Source organism: Klebsiella sp. C349492 (genome assembly GCF_042055345.1).
Taxonomy (GTDB): Bacteria; Pseudomonadota; Gammaproteobacteria; order Enterobacterales; family Enterobacteriaceae; genus Klebsiella; species Klebsiella scottii.
In genome coordinates this window covers 1-21,881 of record NZ_JANQCE010000002.1, presented here as the reverse complement: position 1 = coordinate 21,881, position 21,881 = coordinate 1, and the positions used below count along the sequence as shown (strand labels likewise).

The window sequence follows — 21,881 nt, the reverse complement described above, 5'->3', positions numbered from 1 at the left end:
GGCACTTTGATGGATGCCAACCTGATTCACGACATTATTTTCTACGTTATGTATGCCGCGCTGGCGATCGCCGTGGTGATACTGGTCGAACGCGGTCTCTATTTTTCGTGGGCCCAGCGTCAGGCTCAGCGCTTTGAGAAGGCGCTGACGCCGGACGTCCGCCGAGTGTCGGACCTGCCGGAATCGCTGACCGGGCGCAATAGCCTTCCGCTGACCGTTATTCTGCCGGTACTGGAGAAAAAACAGACGGCAGAAGACCGGGAGGCGATGAGCGATTTGATTGACGCCCAATATCTGCTGAGTAAACCACAGATGTCGCGCGGGCTGTGGATGCTCGAAACCGTGGTAACCGCCGCGCCGTTGCTGGGTCTGCTGGGTACGATACTGGGGATTATGGATACCTTTAAGGCACTCTCCGCCTCTGGCGTCTCTGATGCCAGTATGGTTTCCGCCGGGATGGGCACCGCGCTATACGCCACCGGTCTGGGGATTGCGATAGCTCTGCTGTGCCTGGTAGGGAATAACTACCTGCAAAGCCGCATGGAGCGCATTAACGAGCTGCTGAAAGTGCTGCTGATCCGCGCCGGAAGCCCGGTCAATCGTCCGGAACAGGGCGGTAATCGCTGGGAAGGGCGCGAGGCGCAGCGCTATGCCTGATTATCGTCGATACGGGTGGCCAAGAGGCCGCCTGATGAGTCTGGTCGCGGGCGCCTGGATATTGTTAAGCCCGCCCGCGCAGGCGGAATTCTCGATACCAGGCTACGAGCTGGTATATAACGCGCCGCAGGAAACCACGCTGCAGAATAATGATTTGCGCAATGCTGCCGAAGTCTGGCAGCAGATGTTTGACTCGGCGCGCAGCCATATCGATCTGGCGCAGTTTTATGTGGCAAATGAAAAAGGCTCTCTGCTGGACGGCGCGCTGAACCATCTACGGGCCGCCGGAGAACGGGGAGTGAAGATTCGTTTTCTGATGGAGGAGAAGGGAGTTGGCCTTTCGACGCCGGAAACGCTGGCGGCCCTGAAAACGATCCCGAACCTCGAGCTGCGGATTATTCCGTTCCATCGGCTGACCGGGGGGATTGTCCACGCCAAGTATCTGCTGGCGGATGGCAAAGAAGCCTTTGTCGGTAGCCAGAATTTTGACTGGCGCGCGCTGGAACAGATTCAGGAGACCGGCTTGCGAATCAGCGATGCGCAAGCGGTGCGGCAAATTCAGGCTATTTTCGATCAGGACTGGCAGGCGCAGGCCCTGCTTGAGGAGAATAAGCCGGTGCCAAAGCTGGCGTGGCAGGCTTCGGAGTCGCCTCCGCAGGGCAATTATCTGGTTGCCAGCCCGCGTGATTATAACCCGAGCGGGGTGATTGACTCGCAGGTTGAACTGCCGCGTCTGCTGGCCAACGCCAAATCGCGGATCCGGGTACAGGTGATGGATTATGCGCCGCTATCGTGGGGAGAAAAGGGGAAGCGTCCCTTTTACGCCCCCATTGATAACGCCCTGCGCAGCGCGGCAGCGCGTGGTGTACAGGTTGAACTGATGGTTGCCAGTTGGAATCTGAAGAAGCCGGATGTGTTCTGGTTAAAGAGCCTGTCGCTGGTGCCTAACGTTCAGCTGAAGGTGGTGACGATCCCTCCCGCAAGCCGTGGATTTATCCCGTTTGCGAGGGTGGTTCACAGTAAGCTGATGACTATCGACGGCTCGACTGCCTGGGTGGGGACCAGCAACTGGAGCGGGGGCTATTTTGATAACTCACGTAACCTTGAGCTGGTGCTGAATAGTGTGCCGATGGCCGAGCGTGTAGATGCGCTTTACAGCCAGCTATGGAACAGCCGCTATGCGGAGCCGATCAAGGTTGATTTTGATTATCCGCTCCCCCACCCTGCCCGCGAACACTAATAAAAACGTAGCTGATGATTCAGGCGGGTACTCTGTGATTACACAGCCCGTCTTACCTGAACATAAGGGAACACAGAGGGTTTGAATCATGTTATCAAAGAGGGCAATGTCGGCTTCCGGCACGAACCAGACAAGTTAAAGGTCCGCTGAAGCGAAAAGCGGAAGTTCGCAATCGCTCTCATTGCTGATGACGGCTGTATCCATATCAGCCCAGGATATGTTGTCACTTACTCTATTCAGGGGACTGATTCTCCAATATAGGTGTGTGCAGCAGCGACAACCATGAGTGCGATCATTTCTCGATTCATCCAGAGTGAAACAGGAATTACTGTGTTTGCAGCGGATCCAGCCACCAGCGCGTTTGGTAAAGCGGGTACCGCGCAAAAGGCTTAAGCAATGGGATGAAGTGCTGTTCAAGACTGAAGCGGGACGGAAGCGCTGGATACAGCGTCAATCACTGCCGAAACAGCCGGGGCACAGTATGCCTGGAGGTCAAGGGCTATACCTGCTAAAAGAGTGACTCGTAAAAACTATTTCTAATTTACAGATCTACGTGTAATCTGTATTTTCCTGACGTTAGCCGGGGATTTCCGGCCTCTCTGTACTCGTCGTTTCTCGACATGCCGATGGTTGCCACTTGTCGCGCTGGGCCGCGTATCGCCGCCGCTTTCGCTAAGGGTCGCCGAAGGTTTCTTATCGCCTAGTAAGGGGCGTAGCGTTATTAGTTTGGGCTATGCGCTTGCGCTAAGAATCGTCAGGATTGTATAGAGAGAACGATTTATGACTAAACAACATAAAATCGGCTTAGTTAAAGTGCTCGAAACTACTACGGTAGTTTTGGCCTTTATCAACGAGTCGTGGACTTTCGTTGAAAAGGTGCTGAGCCTCTTTAACATAGTCCCTAACTACATGACTTTTAAGAATGAGTACACCTAGCGATTGGTTGCATAAATTTGAAATCAAGGCTAAACGTTGGGTTTTTGTTCCGAGCAAAGAAACCCTGAAACGAGGGCAGCAAATCCACGCTTACATTAAGCAAAAATGGAAGTATCCGCGCTATATGTTCCATTTGAGAAATGGTGGTCATGTTGCGGCCGCTAATTTTCATTTAAAAAGCAATTATTTTAGCTTGATTGATGTAAGTGATTTTTATGGTGCGACTAGTCAAAGTCGTGTTACGAGGGAACTTGGTCGATTAGTTCCTTACGTTAAAGCCAGAGAAATTGCTAGGCTGTCGACAGTAGTAAACCCAAATAGAAACGGATTTAAGCACGTCATTCCCTATGGATATCCCCAGTCGCCAATATTGGCCAGCCTATGTTTTCACCACTCTTTTTGTGGTGGGGTCATTAGCTCGATCAGTAAATCTGAGCGTGTTTTCGTAAGTGTTTATATGGATGACATTCTTCTATCAAGTGACGACATGAATCTCTTAGTCGAGGCATTTGATACCGTAAGTCAGGCCTTACGGAAGTCCGGTTATACACTCAATGAAAACAAAACCCAGCCCCCATCTCCCAAAATTCAAGTATTCAACTTAGAGCTTGGGCACAATCATTTACGCGTCACTCCCAAAAGGATTGTTGAGTTCCTTAAGGTTTTCACATCCAGTTCCAATGAGCATGAAAGAAAGGGGATTGCTTCGTACGTTGGCAGCATCAATAAGTCGCAAGCTAAACTCTTCAGATAGCCATATATCAACAATTCTAGTCATAAACCGTCTACTTCCGACTCAATTATACTCAAATTAAGACATGCGACATCTTTGTGACACGCTTGGCTTTTCTGATACAGGTTAGAGCTGACCTGCTCCGCGTTGATTAGTACACCCCGATGTTAGTAATGTCTTCATAAGCCACATGAGGATATCCCCATGAAGAAGCGTTTTTCCGACGAACAGATCATCAGTATTCTCCGCGAAGCCGAAGCTGGTGTATCCGCCCGTGAACTCTGTCGCAAGCACGCTATTTCTGATGCCACGTTTTACACCTGGCGTAAGAAGTATGGCGGTATGGAGGTGCCTGAGGTTAAGCGCCTAAAGTCGCTTGAGGAAGAGAACGCCAGACTCAAGAAGCTGCTTGCCGAAGCCATGCTGGATAAGGAGGCGCTTCAGGTGGCTCTGGGCCGAAAGTACTGACGACAGACCAGAAGCGGGAAGCCGTGGTGTTAATGTGTGATACGACCGGTCTGTCGCAACGTCGTGCCTGCAGACTCACAGGTTTGTCCCTGTCGACCTGCCGCTATGACGCTCAGCGTCCAGCTGCTGATGCGCATTTATCAGGGCGCATCACTGAGCTGGCATTGGAGCGCAGGCGTTTTGGTTATCGGCGCATCTGGCAGTTACTGCGTCGGGAGGGCCTTCACGTTAATCACAAGCGAGTGTACCGAATTTACCACCTTAACGGACTGAGCGTAAAACGCAGACGACGTCGTAAAGGGCTGGCGACCGAACGGTTCCCGCTTCTGCGCCCGGATGCGCCGAACCTGACCTGGTCGATGGATTTCGTTATGGACGCGCTGGCCACCGGTCGCAGGATCAAGTGCCTGACCTGCGTGGATGATTTCACGAAGGAGTGCATGACAATTACCGCCGCATTCGGGATTTCAGGCGTACAGGTCACGCGTATTCTCGACAGTATCGCGCTGTTTCGTGGCTATCCGGCGACGATAAGAACCGATCAGGGACCGGAATTTACCTGCCGCGCACTGGACCAATGGGCCTTTGAGCATGGAGTGGAACTGCGTCTTATCCAGCCGGGCAAGCCGACTCAGAACGGATTTATTGAGAGTTTTAATGGACGATTCAGAGATGAGTGCCTCAATGAGCACTGGTTCAGCGATATGGTTCATGCCAGGAAAACGATTAATGACTGGCGGCAGGATTATAACGAGTGTCGTCCACATTCATCACTGGATTACCAGACGCCGTCTGAATTTGCAGCGGGCTGGCGAGGGAAATATGAAGAAAAACCAACCGACATTACTAACTGAAGGTTGTATCTAATCCTGGGGGCAGGTCAGATAGTATATCGGGGTAGAACTTTATGAAACAAAAAGCGAATACTCAGGCACTCTGGGAGCGAAAGAAACTCACAGTAAGCGTCAGGGCATGACCAGGTAAGCAACCCTATAAATGCATGAATTTCCTGCCTCGAAACGCTATCCTGCTCTATTCAGAAGGTGGCACACCACTCAAAGAGTAGAGGGAACATAAGTCTCAAGCAAAACGATAAAACGCGTCTGTGCCAGTATCACGTCCAAACACGACAGATTAATAGTAGCGAGGTACTGACGGAGATGTCCATGCAGGATGACTAATACACAGAACAGGCTACCCGCTAAACTATAGCCGTTCAGTCATCACAGGGAATCCTCAGAAGTTCTGTGACATCAACTTCCAGGGCATAGGCCAGGCGCTCCAACCCATCAATGCTGATGTTTGTGACGCACCTTTCCAACTGGGAAACATAAGTACGATGGAAGTTCGCCAATTCGGCGGTTTTTTCCTGACTCAATCCCTTTTCGGTACGTAACCTTTTAAGATTCAAAGAAATCCGAATCCTTGCATTTGGGAGATGTTTGTCATGAGTGTTTTTCATGCCAGACAGTGTGGATTTCTGTTGCCTAAACATCTACAGTACATCAATCTACTGCTTTTAAATCTCAATCAAATTTCAGTAGATATACTCTCATTGGTTAAAAAACTCTAATCGATTGTCTTTAAAGACATTTTATAAAAAGGAGTCTTATATGCTCATAAGGATTGTTACACTGTGTTTTGTCACGCTGGCTCTCACTGCATGTGTGACAGGAGAGAAATTCTCTAAAATCAGCCAAGGTATGAGCCGTGCCGATGTGATTGACAGGCTAGGATCACCTGATGGCGTGCAAACACAAGGCACAGCTGAATTGTTGACCTATGCAAACAGGTTTATGTCCGACTGGTCATGGGATAAAGCTGACTATCAGGTATTGCTCAATAATGGTTTTGTTGTGCAATATGGCGCGTCCAATATTTATCACGATACAGGAATGGGACAAAGAATGATGGCTGCTGGGCAAATCATGCAGCAGAATAAGCCAGTACAAACCAACTGTCACCAAATCGGTTCATCGGTATATTGTTCGAGTTATTAATATTGATAACATTCACTACAAACATGGAATATTTTAAATTTAAAAACCAACCATTAACTCTGTTGTCTATTCGATAGCTAAAGTTCTTCTGAAGCCGAATCTTCTACAGTTATTGACATTATTACAAGGTAGCGAATATAACCGCTGGTGGGGGAGCTGTCGTACTAATCTGGCAGGTCGCTGCAAAAAATAACTAGCCCGAGTTCGTAGTATTTTTCCCGTTGTTGAAGTCGGGCATTTTATTCCTACAGTTATTGTCGTTGTTTCTCCCCACAGGTTTTCGTATGGGGATTGCTCTCTTACAATCTGCAGTATTCTTTCCGAGCGCTTTAACCCTGCCCCACCTTGCGCTCGGATGTAGTCTGCAAAATCGCTGGTATCAGCTGCATGGCGAACGGCTTCAGCAGCCGCCCCTAACTCTACTGTTATGCTCATGCTTCTGATTCGTCGACATTCTCGCCATACTCCAATCTCAGGCAAGCCAAAATGCTGAAATTGTCTTATACCCCATAATGATGCCCAAGATTTGGCTCGCTCTGCCATAGCAGCATACTTTTCCCCAGTGGTATCATCTTTCGCGTTGCAGTCAGCGACACCAGGAAGCGAAGAGGCCATATATTTCATCAGGTAATGAATAATAGCTTCATTTTTAACTGAAACAGTATGAACGAGTTTATTAACGTCTAATCCGGTTAATTTTTTTGCATATTTTTTGAATGTGGCAATAACGTGTTCTCGATCTTGCTCATTCAGGTACATGATAATATGCCAATGTGGCGTGGCATCGTGGTGAGGCTCCACAACCCTAGTTCCATAAATGGGGACTTCTGAAAGTGCACTTCGTACTTTCTTCCAGGTCGCCTCAAGAAACTGGTGAGCAACTCGCGGCGATGAGCCGTCCCAGTGTACACAAGGTACCCCGTTTTTTTTCATCGCATGAAAAGCAGGAGGGAGCGTGAGTGTGATAAACTCACAAACATGATTGTTTTCTCTTGCATACTGATACGTCCCCAGAAGGATGTTAACCAGCTCACTTTTTCGCACCCTGGGATTGGCAATGCCCGCCATAGCCATAGTAAGCAGTGTCTCTGACTCTTCACGAGTCTCAGCGTTTATAGCATTACGAGAACTAAGAAATCGCAACCTGTCTTGTTGTTTTCTCTGACGACAAAAAAACATCTCCCTGCTAATAACAGGAGATACTTTTGCCTGGACTAAACCTGCTGAAATAAATAAAAGCTCTTTTAATCGCTCACTTTCTTTTCTGATTCGACTTTCCCACCATGTGGAAGATAACAATCTGGCAGACTGATGATGCTCCTTACCAAACATGTTTAGCAAATTTATTTTTATTTCCTGAATGCTTTCCTTATCACTATTGATGGACAATTCTTCAGACAGCCGAAAAATACCCTTATCACTAACATTAACAAGATAGCGTGACAGATCATCCCACTTATCTAATATGGATGAAACTCTTGGCCAGAGAGCACAGAAAGGTCTGGTAGTTTCACCATCAGAATTTGTATATACATTCCCATTGAGCATACGAAAAACATTAGGTGTTAGTTTTTTTATACTACCGGCATCCTCATATTTTAAATCCATAATGCGATTACTCTTCACCAGTATGAGTAATTGCATGATTTAGTAAAAAGATAGCCAAATCACGGATGCGATACCGTACCAAACGCCCCACTTTTACATAGGGAAGGTTATAGCGACCAGTTGAGCGCCATACTGCAAGTGTTGATGCTTTTACACCAAGAACAATCGATGCTTCCTTATCGGTGATATGATGCGGTGGACAACCTTCCGAGTAACCCAATGACTCTAAAATCTCTAACGTAATGGTAGATACTTCATGATTTTTGCTTGTAAACATCAGTAATCCCCTATGTTGCGAATAACAATGAGGGGATTATTATGTAAAAGTAAAACAAGAAAAAAGCCATCTGACACGTGATAAACATGATTATCACATGTCAGTTATGTTTTTTTGGGGCGCCCAGGTTTTTTTGCATAATCAGGGGCAATAGGGCTGAGTATTTTTTTTATAGATGCAAGCCCCAATACTTTCATATCGCCTTTAGAGACTAATTCATTATGAATAATTACAGCCATTTCAGTCATTTTATATTCGGAATCATCATCTTCCTTAAACCATATTTCCTTTGCCATATTACGAACATACTCATGATATTCTTTTCGCACACGGTTAATTTTATCCACCCCACGTTCTTTCTTCTGACTTCTAGAACGAGAGTCCAATGACGATGAACATACTTCCTTAACTTCGCCCTCTCCACTAAATATATTATTTTTTTGCTTACCAGCAATAAATTCGCAGAAAACATCATGAGAGATGGGGAAGTCAATCCCTTCCTCATTTGTAAATTTCAACAGTTCCACTAGTTCACTTATTGTAAATGGAAATGTTAATACAGGCTCTTTGATGTTGCCTGTCGGATGAAGAGAAAGTACCGCGGCTTCCTCAGGTGTGAGGTCTACAATACCTTCATGATCTGTATTTACATATAATCCGTCGCTTGCAATTTTTACCCATTCACCGAAATGGTCAAAATCTATTGTTCCTCCGATACCGGGCTCAACCATCCGAAGGAAATCAGAACGAGAGATCTTAATCTCTCTATCGATGCAAGAAAAATCAAGAGAGGGCGGATTGATAGTGCTATTTCCATCAGGATTATTGATTTCATTTTCCATTCAAGTGTACCCATTTCATTGGCAATATTAATCATTCGAACTGTTTCATACTGAAGGTACCATGATTATTAGCTGTTGTCTTAACCCCAAAAAAACACTCGTCGCAGTCCACCGAGTATTGATAGCCATCCAAATCATGGTCACAACTATTTGCCTCTGTTCTTCCAGTGAAAAATCATTAGTGATTACCACTAAGGTTGAGAAAATCACAATCCGGTATCCACAACTCCCATTCCCGGAACAGCCACAAACACAGCCGGGGCTGGCTTCCGACATGCAGCCTATGCCCGATCACGGGGAAAAGAACTATAAAGGCCATGGTCGACAGTCTGACAAAAAGGCTCTGATCACTGGTGGTGATTCGGGTATTGGTCGCGCTGTAGCAATCGCCTATGCCCGTGAAGGAGCGAATGTCGCTATCAATTATCTACCTGAAGAAGAGGAAGATGCGGTTGAGGTGATTGAGTTGATCAAAGCGGAAGGCCGGATTGCCGTCGCGCTGCCTGGTGATGTCCGGGACGAGACGTTTTGTCAGAATCTGGTAGAAGAAGCCATCGCAAAATTGGGGGACTGGATATTTTAGTCAATAATGCCGGTCGCCAGCACTACCGGGAATCTCTGGAGGAATTAACCACCGAAGATTTCGACGCGACGTTTAAAACTAATGTCTATGCCCCTTTCTGGATTACCAAAGCGGCACTCCGTCATATGAAAGCTTCCGCAGCCATTAGCAACACATCGTCTGTACAGGCGGCTAAACCTAGTGCCGTACTGCTCGACTACGCACAGACCAAAGCCTGTCTGGCAGTGTTTACCAAAGCCCTTGCTAAGCAGCTCGGCCCAGAGGGATACGGGTTAACGCTGTTGCACCAGATCCCTACTGGACGGTTCTGCAATACAGCGGAGGACAACCGCAGGAAAAAGTAAAACACTTCGGGGAGGCTACCCCAATGGGGCGCCCAAGCCAGCCTGTCAAGATTGCACCATTGTACGTAACGCTGTCCTCCGATGAATGCTCGTTTACGTCAGGCCAGGTCTGGTGGTCCGACGGAGGAGATGGCGTTTTGTAAGGGAGTTATGGTTATCAGGTTAGACAACAGACTTAAGCAGTTATACCTCGCCTTAGAGTGGTCCTCACATCACTATAGCTTAAGTTGATTATCCGCTAGCCCGGCCTACAACAACTAAAACGTGCCCGGCGCTATGCCGTGCGGCATCTACTGAACGCCAAAGGTGGGCCAGCTGTTGCACATACAGAGCAGGAGTTGCAGACATTAACAGTAACATTCGCCTTACCACCGACAAAAGTGTCATCAAAGCAAACAACTAATGGCGGTAGCGCTGGCATCGCCAGTCGAACTGGTCGGCCATCTTAATAGAACCCACGAAGAACAACTCCAATCATTATTCGATACTTTCCCAGAGGCCGACCAGGCCAAATCACTTTCGGGTATAGTGCCATACCTGGACCATTGAATGCGTGCTGCACAGGAGATAGCCTACTCTCTGACTATGAAGCATCCTACCTTCGAGGTTATGATCATTCCTCAATGGCATTTTCATCCAAGTATGTGTGACTGTTTCCACTCTTCTGCTTGGGTGCCTCTTTTATCCCTGCAGCTTCCCACATTGCCCGTGTGGCTGTGTTAACCGATTGTCTTACTGGATCCAGATCGAGTCTGGCATAGATAGCAGTAGCCTGATGTGTTTTATGGTTCAGGCTCTTTCCGATGACAGTTAAGGACGCACCTGTCTTAGCCTGCCAACTTCCCAAAGTGCGACGTAGATCGTGTATTCTCAGGTCTGTCATATCATACGCAGATAGAGGCAAATGAGCCCCCAATGCCACCAGTTGAGCATTAGCTGTATTTGGGGAAAGTAGAAGTAATTGACGGTATTGTAATCGTTCTGTATCTGATATTAGGTTCTTCTCGACCAGTAAATCAATTAGTCGACGCATACTGGCCTTTTTAAGAATGTTGGCCCACCCTTTTTTAGGCTCAACTAAATGTCCGGTTTTCCCTTTTCCAGGGAAGACATACGTTGATTTGCCAAACGTAGCTTTCCGTTCTTTGAGTATCGCAACAGCTTCCGGGGAAAGAGGAATATTTTGCGGAGTGCCATTTTTGGTCATTCCGATATGCCAAAGCCCGGAGTCAAGATCGAGGTCATGCCATGCCATTTCCTGCGTATTTGATCGACGAGCCCCGGTTAATAACGCCAGCAGGAAATAATGACAATTTGAAGATTCATTTATTGCCTCCAATAAATAAGGTAACTCGCTAGCCTGCGCAAAACGGTCACGCATCGGAGACGGATTTTTTTGTACTCGGCTAGCTGGGTTTTCACCACTAAAATATTCCTGGTCAAGGGCAAACGAGTAAACTGACGAGATAAGAGCCAAAGAGCGATCGGCCTGAGATGCACTTTTGCGAGAAACTTTCTGATGGATAGCTTTCACATCACTTCGGGTAATTTGGGAAAGCTTTTTCTGGCTTAAAGCATCAAGGTACAAGCGCAGTACATCTTGATAGTCTTTGATAGTCCTTGTCCCTAATCCCATCCCATTGCGCTTTCTCTTTCCTTTAACGAAAATTTCAAACATTTCAGAAAATGAAAGCTCCTCTCGTACTGCCCTACGAACCTGGGCCGGATTAGCTCCAGCTTCTATCTCTGCATTTACAGCAGATGCTGCTTTTCGAGCCTGCTCTACTGTCATTGCAGGGAAACGCCCAAGAGTCACACGCTCTGGTCGCCCATTTTTTATTCGCCGATATACAGAAAATGTTTTTATACCTGTAGACGATACTCTGAGCTGTAGCCCTGGCGTTTTTGTATCATGCCAGGTCGCCCTTTGCCCTGTGGCCGGTAGTGGCAAAGTAGACAATCTTTCTTTACTAAAAGGGATGCGATTGCTGGTGGTCATCGGCGCGTACTCTATGGGGTTACCATGGGGTTACATATTTGGTCAAAAACCATATAATTACAGATAACACCATAAAAGCAACAACACATTTACTGCATTGTTTTATAAAGATAAATTAAAGATGGTAACAATAGATTCAATAATATCCCTTCTAATTCGTAATGCGAAGGTCGTAGGTTCGACTCCTATTATCGGCACCATCACGTAAAAATACACAAAAATCAATAACTTATACTTAAAAACCCACCTTTTATTCATCTATAAGAATCGGTAAATCATCCCTCATAGCTGCCGTTACGGTTGATATAGCCCCTATTGTCTTAAAACTTGTTCATGCAGATCCAGAAAGCTGGATGCAGACATACAACCCTTCAGCTCAGCTTATCCACTAGTTAAAATGACTTTCAGGGGGTTACAATTCCCGCAGATCTTCTGGTAAGGGCCGATCAATGGACGACGAAAAATTACACGCCTATCTTAAAGCTATTGGTATGGGGTGCTTTGTGACGTATTACGGCAAGTTTGCCAGCTCAACTATTTCACGCGCTGACCTTATTGAACTGCTACATACTCAGGAAGGATACACGGAAAAAAGCTGTGGGAGCCGCGCCAGTAAAGCGAGGGCAATTATTGCCGCAGGGGCAAGTGAAGAAGCATTAAGGCTGATTATTGCGTCCAGTCGTGTGAACGATGATTTAAGAGATGGGGCGCGAAAGTTGCTGGTGAAAAATTTTGCGTAAAATCAGCGTATCACTTGTTACTCCCGGCTTTCACTGGTGACCGTAGCTGGAATGCTCCCACGACAATAGACCTTTCCAGTCCTCAAGACGAGGCCTGCTCGAAGGCCTCCGGACTGACCCCGCCTTTATTATTCAATCCGCCTCACGTCGGGATGCTTTTCCGTTGCTGCCTCGTGAAAAATATCACCCAGCCAGCCCGGAATCTCGGTTTCTGTAAGATCGTCGGGGATAATGACTTCATGCAATCGGGAAAATTTTCGCTCCGTCAGGTCAGCACGAAATATCAGCCAGCGCTCACCTTCACGCTTAACCCCTATATGTCGGCCAAATACATCGTAAATCAGCATCGTTACCTTCTTTTAGCCCCGCGTTGAACCCTTAGGTTCCTACCTTAGCTGAATCACTATTAAAAACGAAGACGTCAGTTTTATCGCCCTGCGCCGCGATAAACCGCGGTCACTCCTCATTGCATCCCCGATCATTCCCCCGATATCTATCACTTTTCGATCCGAATTTTCATCTTATTCTCACACTTTGTTACACCATGTTTCAGGGGTGACACATTCAAAAAACAGGATTACTCTTACCCCACTTTTTTTAACCCTCTGAGAATTCAATGAATAAACTAATCTTTGCCGCTGTCATTCTTTCTTCAGCCCTTCTTGGCGGCTGTGCCTCGGTCCCTTTAGCCAGCAATGCTGAAAATACGACGGCTAAATCATTCCCTGCTCCGGAAAATGGTAAGGCTGGTCTCTACGTGTACAGGGACAGCTTTGTCGGAAAAGCGTTAAAAAAAGACGTTTATCTTGATGGCCGCTGTCTCGGCGAAACCGCCGACAGAGTCTTTTTCTATCAGCAAATATCGGCCAGCCAGCCGCATACGCTGGGGACAGAATCTGAGTTCTCGCCAAATAACCTGACGCTCAATGTCACCCCAGGCAAGAACTACTTTGTCCGCCAGTACATTAAAATGGGCGTTTTCGTCGGCGGCGCCGGGCTGGAACAGGTTCCTGAAAGCGAAGGTATGCGCGTCGTTTCCAAACCGGAAGTTAAGTTAGCGGTACCAGGTAAGTGCGATAACTAATCGGCTACGATTGTATACTACTGGCATCCAGCCCCTGTCGGCGGCTGGATGTTACCGCTCCGCGCCAGAAGATGGCATGGAGGGAAGCCCCGGCCAGCGCCTTAACTCCGCTCATAAAGAAGGCTAATGCCGGTGGGAAGTTTAGGGCCAGGAGCCATCATCGCTACCGTCAGGACGCGGCAATCCGCGCTGAGTTCGTCAACCAAGATCATCTACGCATATAACAGCGCGGGCATCTGTCTTTATCGCTGGTCAGTGAACGCACTGAATCCCCTTCCGGATATGCAAAAGGACGTAACAGGCTCAAATAGATATTTCCCAATAAACACTGGGTGACTTTATCTAAAACCAACGCATTGGTTATTATGCTTGCGTAACGGCTTAATTAACACAGAGTCAGGTAGAATATAGTGCATGAGATAATAAATTAATCAATTACTCCATTAAACTTTCGATACCTGAGCGGTGGTAACCTATAATTATTTGAAAATACTCTTGTAAAGGTCTGCTGAGAATCAAATCCATACTTAAAAGCAATTTCCATTATCGATTCGTCGGTTTCGACAAGATCTTTTGCCGCGAGGGACAGTCGCCGATCGCGAATATATTTACCAAGGCTAATGCGTTTAACCTGAAAGAATATCCGCTGAAGATGCCATTTAGAGTAGCCAGCCCTGGCGGCAACATCCTCGATCCTCAGCGGTTGATGTAAATTTGAATCAATCCATTGAGTTATCTCATCGATGATGTCTTCTGTTCTGAACATAAATTGACGCTCATTATGAAAGGTTTATGACACCATCCCTCTCAGGATACTTATGATTTATTTGTAGATTTCTGCTACGCCGTGCAGTCGATTATTTCCTGTTGTTGACAGAATCTTGAACGAGGTTGCCCCTTGCTCATCAGCCTTGCGAGAAAGCTCATTCGATAAATCATCAAGCGTATAGGCGTTGCTGGCCGAGACTACGCCAATTCTCTCCTTGCCATCGGCATGGTTAATTTCCTGTGCCGCAGATGCGGCATTCACTGAAAGGAAGCCCATGAACAATGTAGTAATAAGTAGCGTTTTCATGCTGTGTACCTCTGTCAAAAAATGTATATTCCAGAGCTTCCGCTATGAGAAGTCCCCTCTGGCCGCCAAAATAAATATACAGATCTTAGCTGTCATAAGACTGACCGTGATATGACAAAATTGTCAGAGTAATTAAATTGATTTAGCGTGTTTTGAAAACAGATTTAGCTCGTTAATAACGCATTGTGGTTCTTCATTGAGAGGCATATTGTCCAGATCTAAAATGCCCTCATTTCTTTGGGGATTATCAGCCTGCAGGTCAGCAAACAGCGGCATGAGATCCTGCTGCTCTTCCCCTTGCTCAGCCACCAGCTCAAGGGTTTTATTTTTTGCCGCATCGCAGGTCAGGGCATTAACCAGCACCCGGGCGATTTGTTCTCTGGAGATCACGCCATCCTCCGGCGTTCCGGCATGGCGTCGATCGCCCTGGAGCATAACGATCCTCTGCTCATCATCGTTGTTGTAATCAAACCAGCCCGGTCTGACGATGGTGTAGGGATGACCGCTTGCTCTGACCAGACGCTCGGCGCGCCTCTTCCAGTCATGAACCTCGGTGCGTTGATTCCAGGTGCTGAGCCGCTCAGTGACGCCAATCGTTGTCATTAAGGCGATGCGGACAGGCCTCTCTATGAACATTCTCAGGATATTACGCACGCCGCCATAATCGATCGCTCTGGCACCGATACGCCCCTGCCCATCCGAACCGAGCGTAAAAATAACGGCATCAATATCTTTCGCCACATCAGCCAGCGTTTCAGGCAGCGAAACGTCCCCGTAAAAAACATCGGTTCCGCGAGGAAGCAATTTCACTTTGCTCCGGTTTCTGACAAGGGCCACGGGCTGATGGCCCATTTCAATTACGCTGTTCATGACGTGAAGCCCTATGCTTCCTGTCGCGCCGGCAACGAGTATTTTCATAGTAAACCTTTTGATAATTCAGATATATTTTTTAATACAAAGAGAATATCAATTATCATTATTGTCAGTAACAGGGCTAAAATGATTGTGTCTATGAACGCCCTTCATGAGTGCTTTGGGGGGAATGCCTCAATAAGGGAATCGCCAATGCTCAAAGAAAACTTCAACGAACTCCAAATCTTCCTTGTGGTGGCAAGAGAGCGAAGCTTTACCAAAGCTGCGGGTAAGCTCGGCGTTTCCCAGTCAGCGCTCAGCCACGCGATGAAAGCGTTGGAAGAACGATTAAACATCCGTCTTTTGACCCGAACCACCCGCAGCGTTGCCCCCACGGAAGCTGGTGAGAGAATTATTGCCTGCCTTGAACCCCGTATTGCCGATCTTGAGCAGGAGCTGGAGTCGCTTGTTCAACTGAACGGCACTGCCTCGGGTAATATCCGTTTATCTGCCGGGGAGCACGCCGCGCGAAGTCTCGTATGGCCGAAGCTAAAACCCTTTCTCAGGGAATATCCGGAAATCAATGTCGAACTGGTCGTTGATAATGGTTTTGTCGATATTGTTGAGGGGCGTTTTGACGCCGGGATCCGCCTGGGCGAAAGCGTGGATAAGGACATGATCGCCGTCAAGATAGGCGCGGATATGCGTATGGCGGTGGTCGGTGCTCCGGCATATTTCGCCGCTAACCCCGTGCCTGAAACGCCGCACCAGCTACAAAACCATCGCTGCATTAATATGCGTTTGCCCACCGCCGGCGGCCTTTATCACTGGGAGTTCGAGAAGGACGGGAAACCGCTACGCGTCAGAGTTGAAGGACAAGTGACGTTTAACCTGCTGGCGGAAAGAATAGATGCCGTTCTATCGGGTTTTGGCATCGCCTGCATTCCGGAAGATATGGTCCAGGGCTATATCCGGTCAGGGGAGCTCATCCAGATTCTGCAGGAGTGGTGCCCTTCTTTCCCCGGATACTATCTTTATTACCCTAGCCGCAAGCAGCACCCGCCCGCCTTTGCGTTAATGATCGATGCCCTTCGCTACGCGGAATAGCTGGTCCGCAGCTCGCGGCGAACCAGCCAGGGTCTTAGCGGCCTACGCGGGCCTGATGCTCAGGCGAGTAACGCTCGCCGACGATTTTTATCGTCTCAAGCGCCTGGGTGACCTGGCGTAAATCATCCTGAGAAAGGATAATCTCGGCGGCGCCCAGGTTTTCCTCCAGACGGTGCAGTTTGGTCGTACCGGGGATGGGGGCAATCCACGGTTTTTGTGCCAGCAGCCATGCCAGCGCAATTTGCGCAGACGTCACACCTTTTTCGCCTGCCAGTTCACCCAGTAAAGCGACCAGCTTTTCATTGGCTTCAATCGCATGCGCGGCAAAACGCGGTACCGTACTGCGATAATCGTCCTTGCCAAACGAGGTCCCGGCCTTGATCGATCCGGTGAGGAATCCTTTACCTAGCGGACTGAACGGCACGAACCCGATGCCCAGTTCCTCCAGCAGCGGCAGGATCTCCCGTTCAGGCTCGCGCCACCACATGGAATATTCGCTTTGCAGGGCAGTGACCGGTTGTACGCTATGCGCACGTCGGATGGTCTGCGCCCCCGCTTCGGAGAGGCCGAAGTGTTTGACCTTTCCTTCTGCAATCAGATCTTTTACCGTTCCCGCAACATCTTCAATGGGAACATCCGGATCGACGCGATGCTGATACAGCAGATCGATAACCTCGGTTTTGAGGCGGCGTAATGATCCTTCAACGGCTTCGCGGATATGCTCCGGCCGGCTGTTTAAAATCTGCTGCCTGTTGTCATCCCCGAAGGTAAAGCCAAATTTGGTGGCGATGACCACGCGATCGCGAAACGGTTTTAAGGCTTCGCCGACAACCTCTTCATTTAGATACGGGCCATACACTTCGGCGGTATCGAAGAAGGTGACGCCGCGTTCAACCGCAGCACGAATGAGTTCGATAGCCTGACGGGTATCTGTCGCCGGGCCGTAGCCGTGGCTAAGCCCCATGCAACCGAGTCCGAGGGCCGATACTTCCAGTCCGGACTTACCCAGATAACGTTTTTGCATTTAATAAGTACCTCTGTTGTCGTGGCTTAAACGTCAAGTTTGCGGCCGGTCAGCCACTCAACCATTGCCGGATCGCGATGCGAGAAGAATGCGCTGGTTGCGGTATCAAGGGCGGCAATCTGCAGCATGTCTGCAGAACTGAGTTCAAAATCGAGAACGTTGATGTTCTCTTCCATGCGTTCTTTTCGCACCGATTTCGCCAGCGAAACGGTGCCTCGCTGGAAGATCCAGCGCAGAACAACCTGACCGACGCTCTTGCCGTACTTCTTACCGATCGCCGTTAACACGGGGTGCTGAAACAGACCATTTTTGCCTTCTGCAAACGGAGCCCAGGCTTCCGGCTGAATGCCACGACTCTGCATCCACGGCACAGCGTGCAATTGCTGGTTAAAGGGGTTAACTTCAATCTGGTTCACCGCAGGGACGACGCTGTTGAAAGCGATAAGATCGGCAAGTCTGTCAGGATAGAAGTTGCTGACGCCAATCGCGCGAATTTTGCCAGCCTGCTGCAGTTCTTCCATCGCGCGCCAGGCACCGTGGACGTCGCCGTAGGGCTGGTGAATCAGGTACAGGTCAACATAGTCCAGCTGCAGTCGGTTCAATGAACGTTCGAACTGCGCCTTCGCCCCTTCGTAGCTGGTATCCTGTAGCCACAGTTTGGTGGTCACAAAGAGTTCGTTACGTGCGATACCCGTCTGCTGCAGCGCATTCCCGACCTGGCTTTCATTCTGGTAGGAGGCGGCGGTATCGATCAGACGATATCCCGTATCGATGGCATCGATAACGGCTCTCTCGCATTCGGCGGCATCAGACATCTGAAACACACCAAAGCCCAGCAGGGGCATTTCAATACCGTTGTTCAGTTTTACAGTTTGCATGACGTTATCCTTCAGCTGTTGTCCGGAAAAAGCATAACGCAAAGCAATTTATTCTATTAGATGGGGTAATTAGCTAGGGTTTATTAGATGTGTTCATCAATGCTGTTGGCGTCTGACGGGCTGTTTTGCGTCAGAAGCGGACCTGACTAACATCACTGATGAATTAATCAATGGAGAGCAGGTCATATTTATAATATAAATTGACAGTTACGCTTAGTTTTACAGGAACATAATCGGTGAATATTACAGCCTCCATTGCCCTTTTGAGCGCATGCCCGTTTGTGAGTCTGGCGTCGGTGCCGGTGACCTTTTCCGAAACTTTCCTTGAGGCTCCCGGGCCAAAAGGTCCTTTGAAAGGCACGTTACTCACCCCAAATTCAACACCAACCGCAGTTGTTCTTATCGTTCCTGGCTCCGGGCCTACCGATCGGGATGGAAACAACCCGCCTGGAGTGAGTGCATCATCATATCGACTTCTTGCTGAAGGCCTGGCTGCAAAAGGCTTTGCAACGCTTCGTATCGACAAACGTGGAATGTTCGCTAGCGCAATGGCCGTAGAGGATGCCAATGCGGTGACGATTGCTGACTATGTTGACGACGTTCGATCCTGGGTAAAAGTGCTTAGACGTGAAATGCAAACTCCCTGTATTTGGGTTCTGGGACACAGCGAAGGAGGTGTTGTCGCACTTGCCTCGGCTCAGGAACAGGATGTGTGCGGAGTGGTTCTTATCGCAACGCCCGGGAGGCCGATGGGCGAGGTGTTGAGGGGACAACTTAAAGCTAATCCGGCAAACGCGCTGTTATTAAAGGAGGCATTGCCGATAATTGATGCTCTGGAGCATCGGCGGCGGGTCGATACAACGAATATACATCCAGCACTGCAAAATCTCTTTAATCCTGCGGTTCAGGGATTTTTGATCAATGTGTTTTCATATAATCCGAGTCAGCTCATTTCGACCATTACCAAACCCGTGCTAGTGCTACAAGGGCAACGCGATCTCCAGGTGGGAGAAACGGATGCAAGACAGCTTAAAGCCGCAAATCCTCAAGCGTCCCTGGTTATACTGCCCAATATGAACCACGTTATGAAAGAGGTGACTTCGGACGATCTCAAGGCAAATATCACTTCATACGCGGAACCGGCACTCCCCTTAGCTCCCGGTTTAATCGACTCGATTGGGAATTTCCTGATCCATAACTGACTTTTTTTCCGAAAAATAACCGTTGCCCTGGGATAAGAGTCCCGGCAAAAAAGCGATTCATTTTCAAAGTGTCCAATACTCTTTTAAAGCCTACGTTCGCCTATAGCAGACCTGGAGCCGCCATACGCCTGGGTGCAATAATATTAACTTTGGCGGAGCGACATCTGGAGTAACGCGCAAAATACCCGCGTACTATTCTCGTAGTATTAAACCGCCTGAGCCATCACCGATTTAAACTGCGCACGCCACATGTCGTAAAATTTCCCCCGGCGGCCCATCAGCGTAGCGAAGTCTCCATTTTCGATGACCTTTCCCGCAGACATCACGATAATCCTGTCGAACTCTTTGATGTTACCGAGCCTGTGCGTTACGGCGAGAACGGTCGTGTTCAGAGCAAGGATGTCATTAAACAGCCGATGCTCGGTTTCGGGATCGAGTGACGAAGAGAACTCATCAAAAATAAACAAACTCGCCTTTCGGTATAGCGCTCGTGCAATCGCAAGCCGTTGCCACTGCCCCGTGGAGAGCTCATCGCCGCCGAACTGCTTGCCCAGACGGGTGTGCTGGTCATACGGGAACCCTACCTGTTTTAGCAATTCATCCACCGCGGGTGACGGGGCTTCAGCGTCGTAATTATTCAGGGCAATGTTTTCGCCCACCGTGAACTCGTATTTTCCGTAATCCTGAAACACGGTGGCGATCTGATTCCGATAGCTTTCAATATCCAACCTGTCGAGCGGTACGCCTGACACCGACACCGCCCCTTCACTGAAGGTGTACATGCGCAGAATCATTTTTACCAGCGTTGTTTTTCCGCTGCCGTTATCGCCGAGAATAGCGACCTTTTCGCCGGGGGCGATTTCAAGGTTAACCCCATTCAGGGCGGGATGATTACGCCCCTCATACTGAAACCGGAGATTTTGAATGCTGAGCGCAAAAGGCATTTCGGCGGGCAAGGTAAGATGGCCGTTTTTCACCGGTTCGATCTTATCCGTCATAAACGAATGATAGTGAGTGAAAAAACTGCTCATGCTGACGAGATTCGAACCAAAGTTGGCTATCTCGTCGAGGTGCGATTTCATCATCACAATAGACTGGAACACCATCACCAGCGCGCCCACGGCAATATCGCTGGTGCGTAAGTTGCTTAAAAACAGCGTTACTCCGGCGAACAGCATCCCCAGGCTCAGCACCATCGCTGGCACGGGCGCGATGAGCGCGCGGATGCGCTGTTTGTGCATGCGCGAGTAGGTATTGCGGGCAGATACGCTAAATTTATTCAGCAGATATTTCCCAAGGCCGTAAAGCCGGATTTCCTGCAAAAAGCTCTTGTCCATACTGACGCCATATACGTAGCGCATCGCAATCGCATCTTTAGAGGTGAGGAATAAGTCCCGCACGTATCTCTGCTGAATACGCATATTAATAACAATCATCGGTATGGCGGAGAGCGCGCAAATGGCCGCTCCTGCTCCTGAATAGTTGAGCAGAACCAACAGCAAACTGCCGGCCATGATGGTTGCCCGGATGACGTAAATGATACAGATGATGAAATTAAGCGGACGATAGGCTGCTTCTTTTTTCAAATATTCCAGCTGCTCGTAACGCGCCTTGTTATCAAACAGGCTCAGGGAAAAGGAGTCGTTCATGCGGCGCATGATCTTCGCGCTGAAGTGATTAGTCGAAATCTCCGTGACATCCCCCTGAACAAGATTGACCAGGGGCTGCATAAGCTGCATGCCAAGGAGTGAGACACACCAAATTGCGACGTTCAGCATCAGCTCGCCGTCGGTGGTTTGCACTGCATGCAGCGTATTGATTATCTGGCCGGTCATAAAGACGTTGAGGGCCGGTATCAGCCCCTGAAGCAATACAACGGCGATGAGCGCGGTAATACGAAGTGGACATGAAGCAAAGACGTACCTGATAGCCAGTAGCACTGACGACCTCCCTTGTTGCAGCAGCCATGGATCCTGTGATTTGCGGATAATAATAGATGAGAGTGGCACTCAATTGCATAAATGGGATTTGTTGGGCAGGGAAAGGGTTGCGCTCCGCTTCTCGTCCATAACAGAAGTCGTACGCTTAGGACCTGTCCGTTTTGTGCTGTGAGTTCAACCGATGGATGCAACACATTGATTGAACCGCTCTGCGGGTGATTCATAGTCTAGCGTTTTTCTCGGCCTTTCGTTGAGCAGTCTGGCAACACTGTTAAGTCTTTGCTGGCTGTGA

Annotated in this window: 21 protein-coding genes and 2 pseudogenes; 10 read left to right on the top strand and 13 right to left on the bottom strand. The window is 48.6% G+C overall.

Annotation, left to right across the window (positions count from 1 at the left end; translation table 11 throughout):
- The first annotated feature begins 9 nt into the window (after positions 1-9).
- The 4 genes from NWP14_RS07815 to NWP14_RS07800 all read left to right on the top strand — a co-directional run bounded on the left by NWP14_RS07815 (position 10) and on the right by NWP14_RS07800 (position 4,888).
- Positions 10-657: a MotA/TolQ/ExbB proton channel family protein gene (locus NWP14_RS07815; protein ID WP_045857250.1), complete on the top strand. Its 648-nt coding sequence runs from the start codon at positions 10-12 to the stop codon at positions 655-657.
- A 34-nt stretch (positions 658-691) separates the two neighbouring features.
- On the top strand, positions 692-1,897 hold the full coding sequence (locus NWP14_RS07810; RefSeq protein ID WP_375215120.1) for a phospholipase D-like domain-containing protein: 1,206 nt from the start codon (positions 692-694) through the stop codon (positions 1,895-1,897).
- A 922-nt stretch (positions 1,898-2,819) separates the two neighbouring features.
- Positions 2,820-3,587 (top strand): reverse transcriptase domain-containing protein, encoded by a 768-nt coding sequence (locus NWP14_RS07805; RefSeq protein ID WP_375215119.1) that lies wholly within the window; start codon positions 2,820-2,822, stop codon positions 3,585-3,587.
- A 183-nt stretch (positions 3,588-3,770) separates the two neighbouring features.
- Positions 3,771-4,888 (top strand): IS3 family transposase gene (locus tag NWP14_RS07800; protein WP_375215118.1). Its coding sequence is split into 2 segments (ribosomal slippage): positions 3,771-4,029 and positions 4,029-4,888, totalling 1,119 coding nucleotides; the frame shifts between segments, so codons are not numbered across the junction.
- 362 nt (positions 4,889-5,250) lie between these two features.
- Here NWP14_RS07800 and NWP14_RS07795 read toward each other — a convergent pair.
- On the bottom strand, positions 5,251-5,496 hold the full coding sequence (locus tag NWP14_RS07795; protein WP_132514664.1) for a helix-turn-helix transcriptional regulator: 246 nt from the start codon (positions 5,494-5,496) through the stop codon (positions 5,251-5,253).
- Positions 5,497-5,647: 151 nt separating this feature from the next.
- Between NWP14_RS07795 and NWP14_RS07790 the strand changes: the two genes are divergently transcribed.
- Positions 5,648-6,034: a hypothetical protein gene (locus NWP14_RS07790; protein WP_375215117.1), complete on the top strand. Its 387-nt coding sequence runs from the start codon at positions 5,648-5,650 to the stop codon at positions 6,032-6,034.
- A gap of 66 nt (positions 6,035-6,100) precedes the next feature.
- On the opposite strand, the gene NWP14_RS07785 is transcribed toward NWP14_RS07790, so the two are convergent.
- From NWP14_RS07785 to NWP14_RS07775, 3 genes are all read right to left on the bottom strand, one after another.
- A complete protein-coding gene (locus NWP14_RS07785) occupies positions 6,101-7,642 on the bottom strand; it encodes a replication endonuclease (RefSeq protein ID WP_375215116.1) in 1,542 nt (513 codons plus the stop codon).
- A 7-nt stretch (positions 7,643-7,649) separates the two neighbouring features.
- Positions 7,650-7,919, bottom strand: a complete 270-nt coding sequence (locus tag NWP14_RS07780) for a helix-turn-helix domain-containing protein (RefSeq protein WP_080888737.1) — start codon at positions 7,917-7,919, stop codon at positions 7,650-7,652.
- Between the two features lie 104 nt (positions 7,920-8,023).
- Positions 8,024-8,761 (bottom strand): hypothetical protein, encoded by a 738-nt coding sequence (locus NWP14_RS07775; protein WP_375215115.1) that lies wholly within the window; start codon positions 8,759-8,761, stop codon positions 8,024-8,026.
- A 136-nt stretch (positions 8,762-8,897) separates the two neighbouring features.
- Here NWP14_RS07775 and NWP14_RS07770 point away from each other — a divergent pair.
- Positions 8,898-9,831: pseudogene (locus tag NWP14_RS07770) on the top strand (SDR family oxidoreductase).
- Positions 9,832-10,301: 470 nt separating this feature from the next.
- Here NWP14_RS07770 and NWP14_RS07765 read toward each other — a convergent pair.
- Positions 10,302-11,687 (bottom strand): tyrosine-type recombinase/integrase, encoded by a 1,386-nt coding sequence (locus NWP14_RS07765; protein WP_375215114.1) that lies wholly within the window; start codon positions 11,685-11,687, stop codon positions 10,302-10,304.
- Positions 11,688-12,136: 449 nt separating this feature from the next.
- On the opposite strand from NWP14_RS07765, the gene NWP14_RS07760 reads away from it, so the two are divergent.
- Positions 12,137-12,427, top strand: a complete 291-nt coding sequence (locus NWP14_RS07760) for a hypothetical protein (protein WP_375215113.1) — start codon at positions 12,137-12,139, stop codon at positions 12,425-12,427.
- 128 nt (positions 12,428-12,555) lie between these two features.
- Here the strand turns inward: NWP14_RS07760 and NWP14_RS07755 are convergent, their stop codons facing one another.
- The gene (locus NWP14_RS07755) at positions 12,556-12,774 is read right to left on the bottom strand and encodes a hypothetical protein (protein WP_095105479.1); all 219 of its coding nucleotides are present in this window, start codon (positions 12,772-12,774) and stop codon (positions 12,556-12,558) included.
- 269 nt (positions 12,775-13,043) lie between these two features.
- Here NWP14_RS07755 and NWP14_RS07750 point away from each other — a divergent pair, with 269 nt between their 5' ends.
- Positions 13,044-13,511 (top strand): DUF2846 domain-containing protein, encoded by a 468-nt coding sequence (locus tag NWP14_RS07750; protein WP_095105478.1) that lies wholly within the window; start codon positions 13,044-13,046, stop codon positions 13,509-13,511.
- 427 nt (positions 13,512-13,938) lie between these two features.
- Here NWP14_RS07750 and NWP14_RS07745 read toward each other — a convergent pair whose 3' ends face one another.
- From NWP14_RS07745 to NWP14_RS07735, 3 genes are all read right to left on the bottom strand, one after another.
- A complete protein-coding gene (locus NWP14_RS07745; RefSeq protein WP_095105476.1) occupies positions 13,939-14,277 on the bottom strand; it encodes a helix-turn-helix domain-containing protein in 339 nt (112 codons plus the stop codon).
- Between the two features lie 57 nt (positions 14,278-14,334).
- Positions 14,335-14,586, bottom strand: coding sequence for a DUF1471 domain-containing protein (locus tag NWP14_RS07740; protein ID WP_331833626.1), 252 nt, complete (start codon positions 14,584-14,586; stop codon positions 14,335-14,337).
- A 132-nt stretch (positions 14,587-14,718) separates the two neighbouring features.
- Positions 14,719-15,504 carry an SDR family oxidoreductase gene (locus NWP14_RS07735; protein ID WP_375215112.1) on the bottom strand — a complete coding sequence of 262 codons (786 nt, stop codon included), beginning with the start codon at positions 15,502-15,504 and terminating at the stop codon, positions 14,719-14,721.
- 147 nt (positions 15,505-15,651) lie between these two features.
- Between NWP14_RS07735 and NWP14_RS07730 the strand changes: the two genes are divergently transcribed.
- Positions 15,652-16,545, top strand: coding sequence for a LysR family transcriptional regulator (locus tag NWP14_RS07730; RefSeq protein ID WP_331833628.1), 894 nt, complete (start codon positions 15,652-15,654; stop codon positions 16,543-16,545).
- Between the two features lie 34 nt (positions 16,546-16,579).
- On the opposite strand, the gene NWP14_RS07725 is transcribed toward NWP14_RS07730, so the two are convergent.
- On the bottom strand, positions 16,580-17,569 hold the full coding sequence (locus NWP14_RS07725; RefSeq protein WP_375215111.1) for an aldo/keto reductase: 990 nt from the start codon (positions 17,567-17,569) through the stop codon (positions 16,580-16,582).
- A 26-nt stretch (positions 17,570-17,595) separates the two neighbouring features.
- Positions 17,596-18,447: an aldo/keto reductase gene (locus tag NWP14_RS07720; RefSeq protein WP_375215110.1), complete on the bottom strand. Its 852-nt coding sequence runs from the start codon at positions 18,445-18,447 to the stop codon at positions 17,596-17,598.
- Between the two features lie 236 nt (positions 18,448-18,683).
- Here NWP14_RS07720 and NWP14_RS07715 point away from each other — a divergent pair, with 236 nt between their 5' ends.
- The gene (locus NWP14_RS07715; RefSeq protein WP_095105461.1) at positions 18,684-19,649 is read left to right on the top strand and encodes an alpha/beta hydrolase; all 966 of its coding nucleotides are present in this window, start codon (positions 18,684-18,686) and stop codon (positions 19,647-19,649) included.
- A gap of 206 nt (positions 19,650-19,855) precedes the next feature.
- Here the strand turns inward: NWP14_RS07715 and NWP14_RS07710 are convergent, their stop codons facing one another.
- Positions 19,856-21,658 carry an ABC transporter ATP-binding protein gene (locus NWP14_RS07710; RefSeq protein WP_375215109.1) on the bottom strand — a complete coding sequence of 601 codons (1,803 nt, stop codon included), beginning with the start codon at positions 21,656-21,658 and terminating at the stop codon, positions 19,856-19,858.
- 105 nt (positions 21,659-21,763) lie between these two features.
- Positions 21,764-21,881: pseudogene (locus NWP14_RS07705) on the bottom strand (IS30 family transposase); the annotation flags it as partial.

Excerpts from the sequence above, each read along its gene's own strand:
- NWP14_RS07780 (WP_080888737.1), bottom strand. The coding sequence starts at position 7,919 with ATGTTTACAAGCAAAAATCATGAAGTATCTACCATTACGTTAGAGATT.
- NWP14_RS07795 (WP_132514664.1), bottom strand. The coding sequence starts at position 5,496 with ATGAAAAACACTCATGACAAACATCTCCCAAATGCAAGGATTCGGATT.
- NWP14_RS07750 (WP_095105478.1), top strand. The coding sequence starts at position 13,044 with ATGAATAAACTAATCTTTGCCGCTGTCATTCTTTCTTCAGCCCTTCTT.
- NWP14_RS07810 (WP_375215120.1), top strand. The coding sequence starts at position 692 with ATGAGTCTGGTCGCGGGCGCCTGGATATTGTTAAGCCCGCCCGCGCAG.
- NWP14_RS07765 (WP_375215114.1), bottom strand. The coding sequence starts at position 11,687 with ATGACCACCAGCAATCGCATCCCTTTTAGTAAAGAAAGATTGTCTACT.
- NWP14_RS07790 (WP_375215117.1), top strand. The coding sequence starts at position 5,648 with ATGCTCATAAGGATTGTTACACTGTGTTTTGTCACGCTGGCTCTCACT.
- NWP14_RS07725 (WP_375215111.1), bottom strand. The coding sequence starts at position 17,569 with ATGCAAAAACGTTATCTGGGTAAGTCCGGACTGGAAGTATCGGCCCTC.
- NWP14_RS07760 (WP_375215113.1), top strand. The coding sequence starts at position 12,137 with ATGGACGACGAAAAATTACACGCCTATCTTAAAGCTATTGGTATGGGG.
- NWP14_RS07740 (WP_331833626.1), bottom strand. The coding sequence starts at position 14,586 with ATGAAAACGCTACTTATTACTACATTGTTCATGGGCTTCCTTTCAGTG.
- NWP14_RS07775 (WP_375215115.1), bottom strand. The coding sequence starts at position 8,761 with ATGGAAAATGAAATCAATAATCCTGATGGAAATAGCACTATCAATCCG.
- NWP14_RS07785 (WP_375215116.1), bottom strand. The coding sequence starts at position 7,642 with ATGGATTTAAAATATGAGGATGCCGGTAGTATAAAAAAACTAACACCT.
- NWP14_RS07735 (WP_375215112.1), bottom strand. The coding sequence starts at position 15,504 with ATGAAAATACTCGTTGCCGGCGCGACAGGAAGCATAGGGCTTCACGTC.
- NWP14_RS07815 (WP_045857250.1), top strand. The coding sequence starts at position 10 with ATGGATGCCAACCTGATTCACGACATTATTTTCTACGTTATGTATGCC.
- NWP14_RS07745 (WP_095105476.1), bottom strand. The coding sequence starts at position 14,277 with ATGTTCAGAACAGAAGACATCATCGATGAGATAACTCAATGGATTGAT.
- NWP14_RS07730 (WP_331833628.1), top strand. The coding sequence starts at position 15,652 with ATGCTCAAAGAAAACTTCAACGAACTCCAAATCTTCCTTGTGGTGGCA.
- NWP14_RS07805 (WP_375215119.1), top strand. The coding sequence starts at position 2,820 with ATGAGTACACCTAGCGATTGGTTGCATAAATTTGAAATCAAGGCTAAA.
- NWP14_RS07720 (WP_375215110.1), bottom strand. The coding sequence starts at position 18,447 with ATGCAAACTGTAAAACTGAACAACGGTATTGAAATGCCCCTGCTGGGC.
- NWP14_RS07755 (WP_095105479.1), bottom strand. The coding sequence starts at position 12,774 with ATGCTGATTTACGATGTATTTGGCCGACATATAGGGGTTAAGCGTGAA.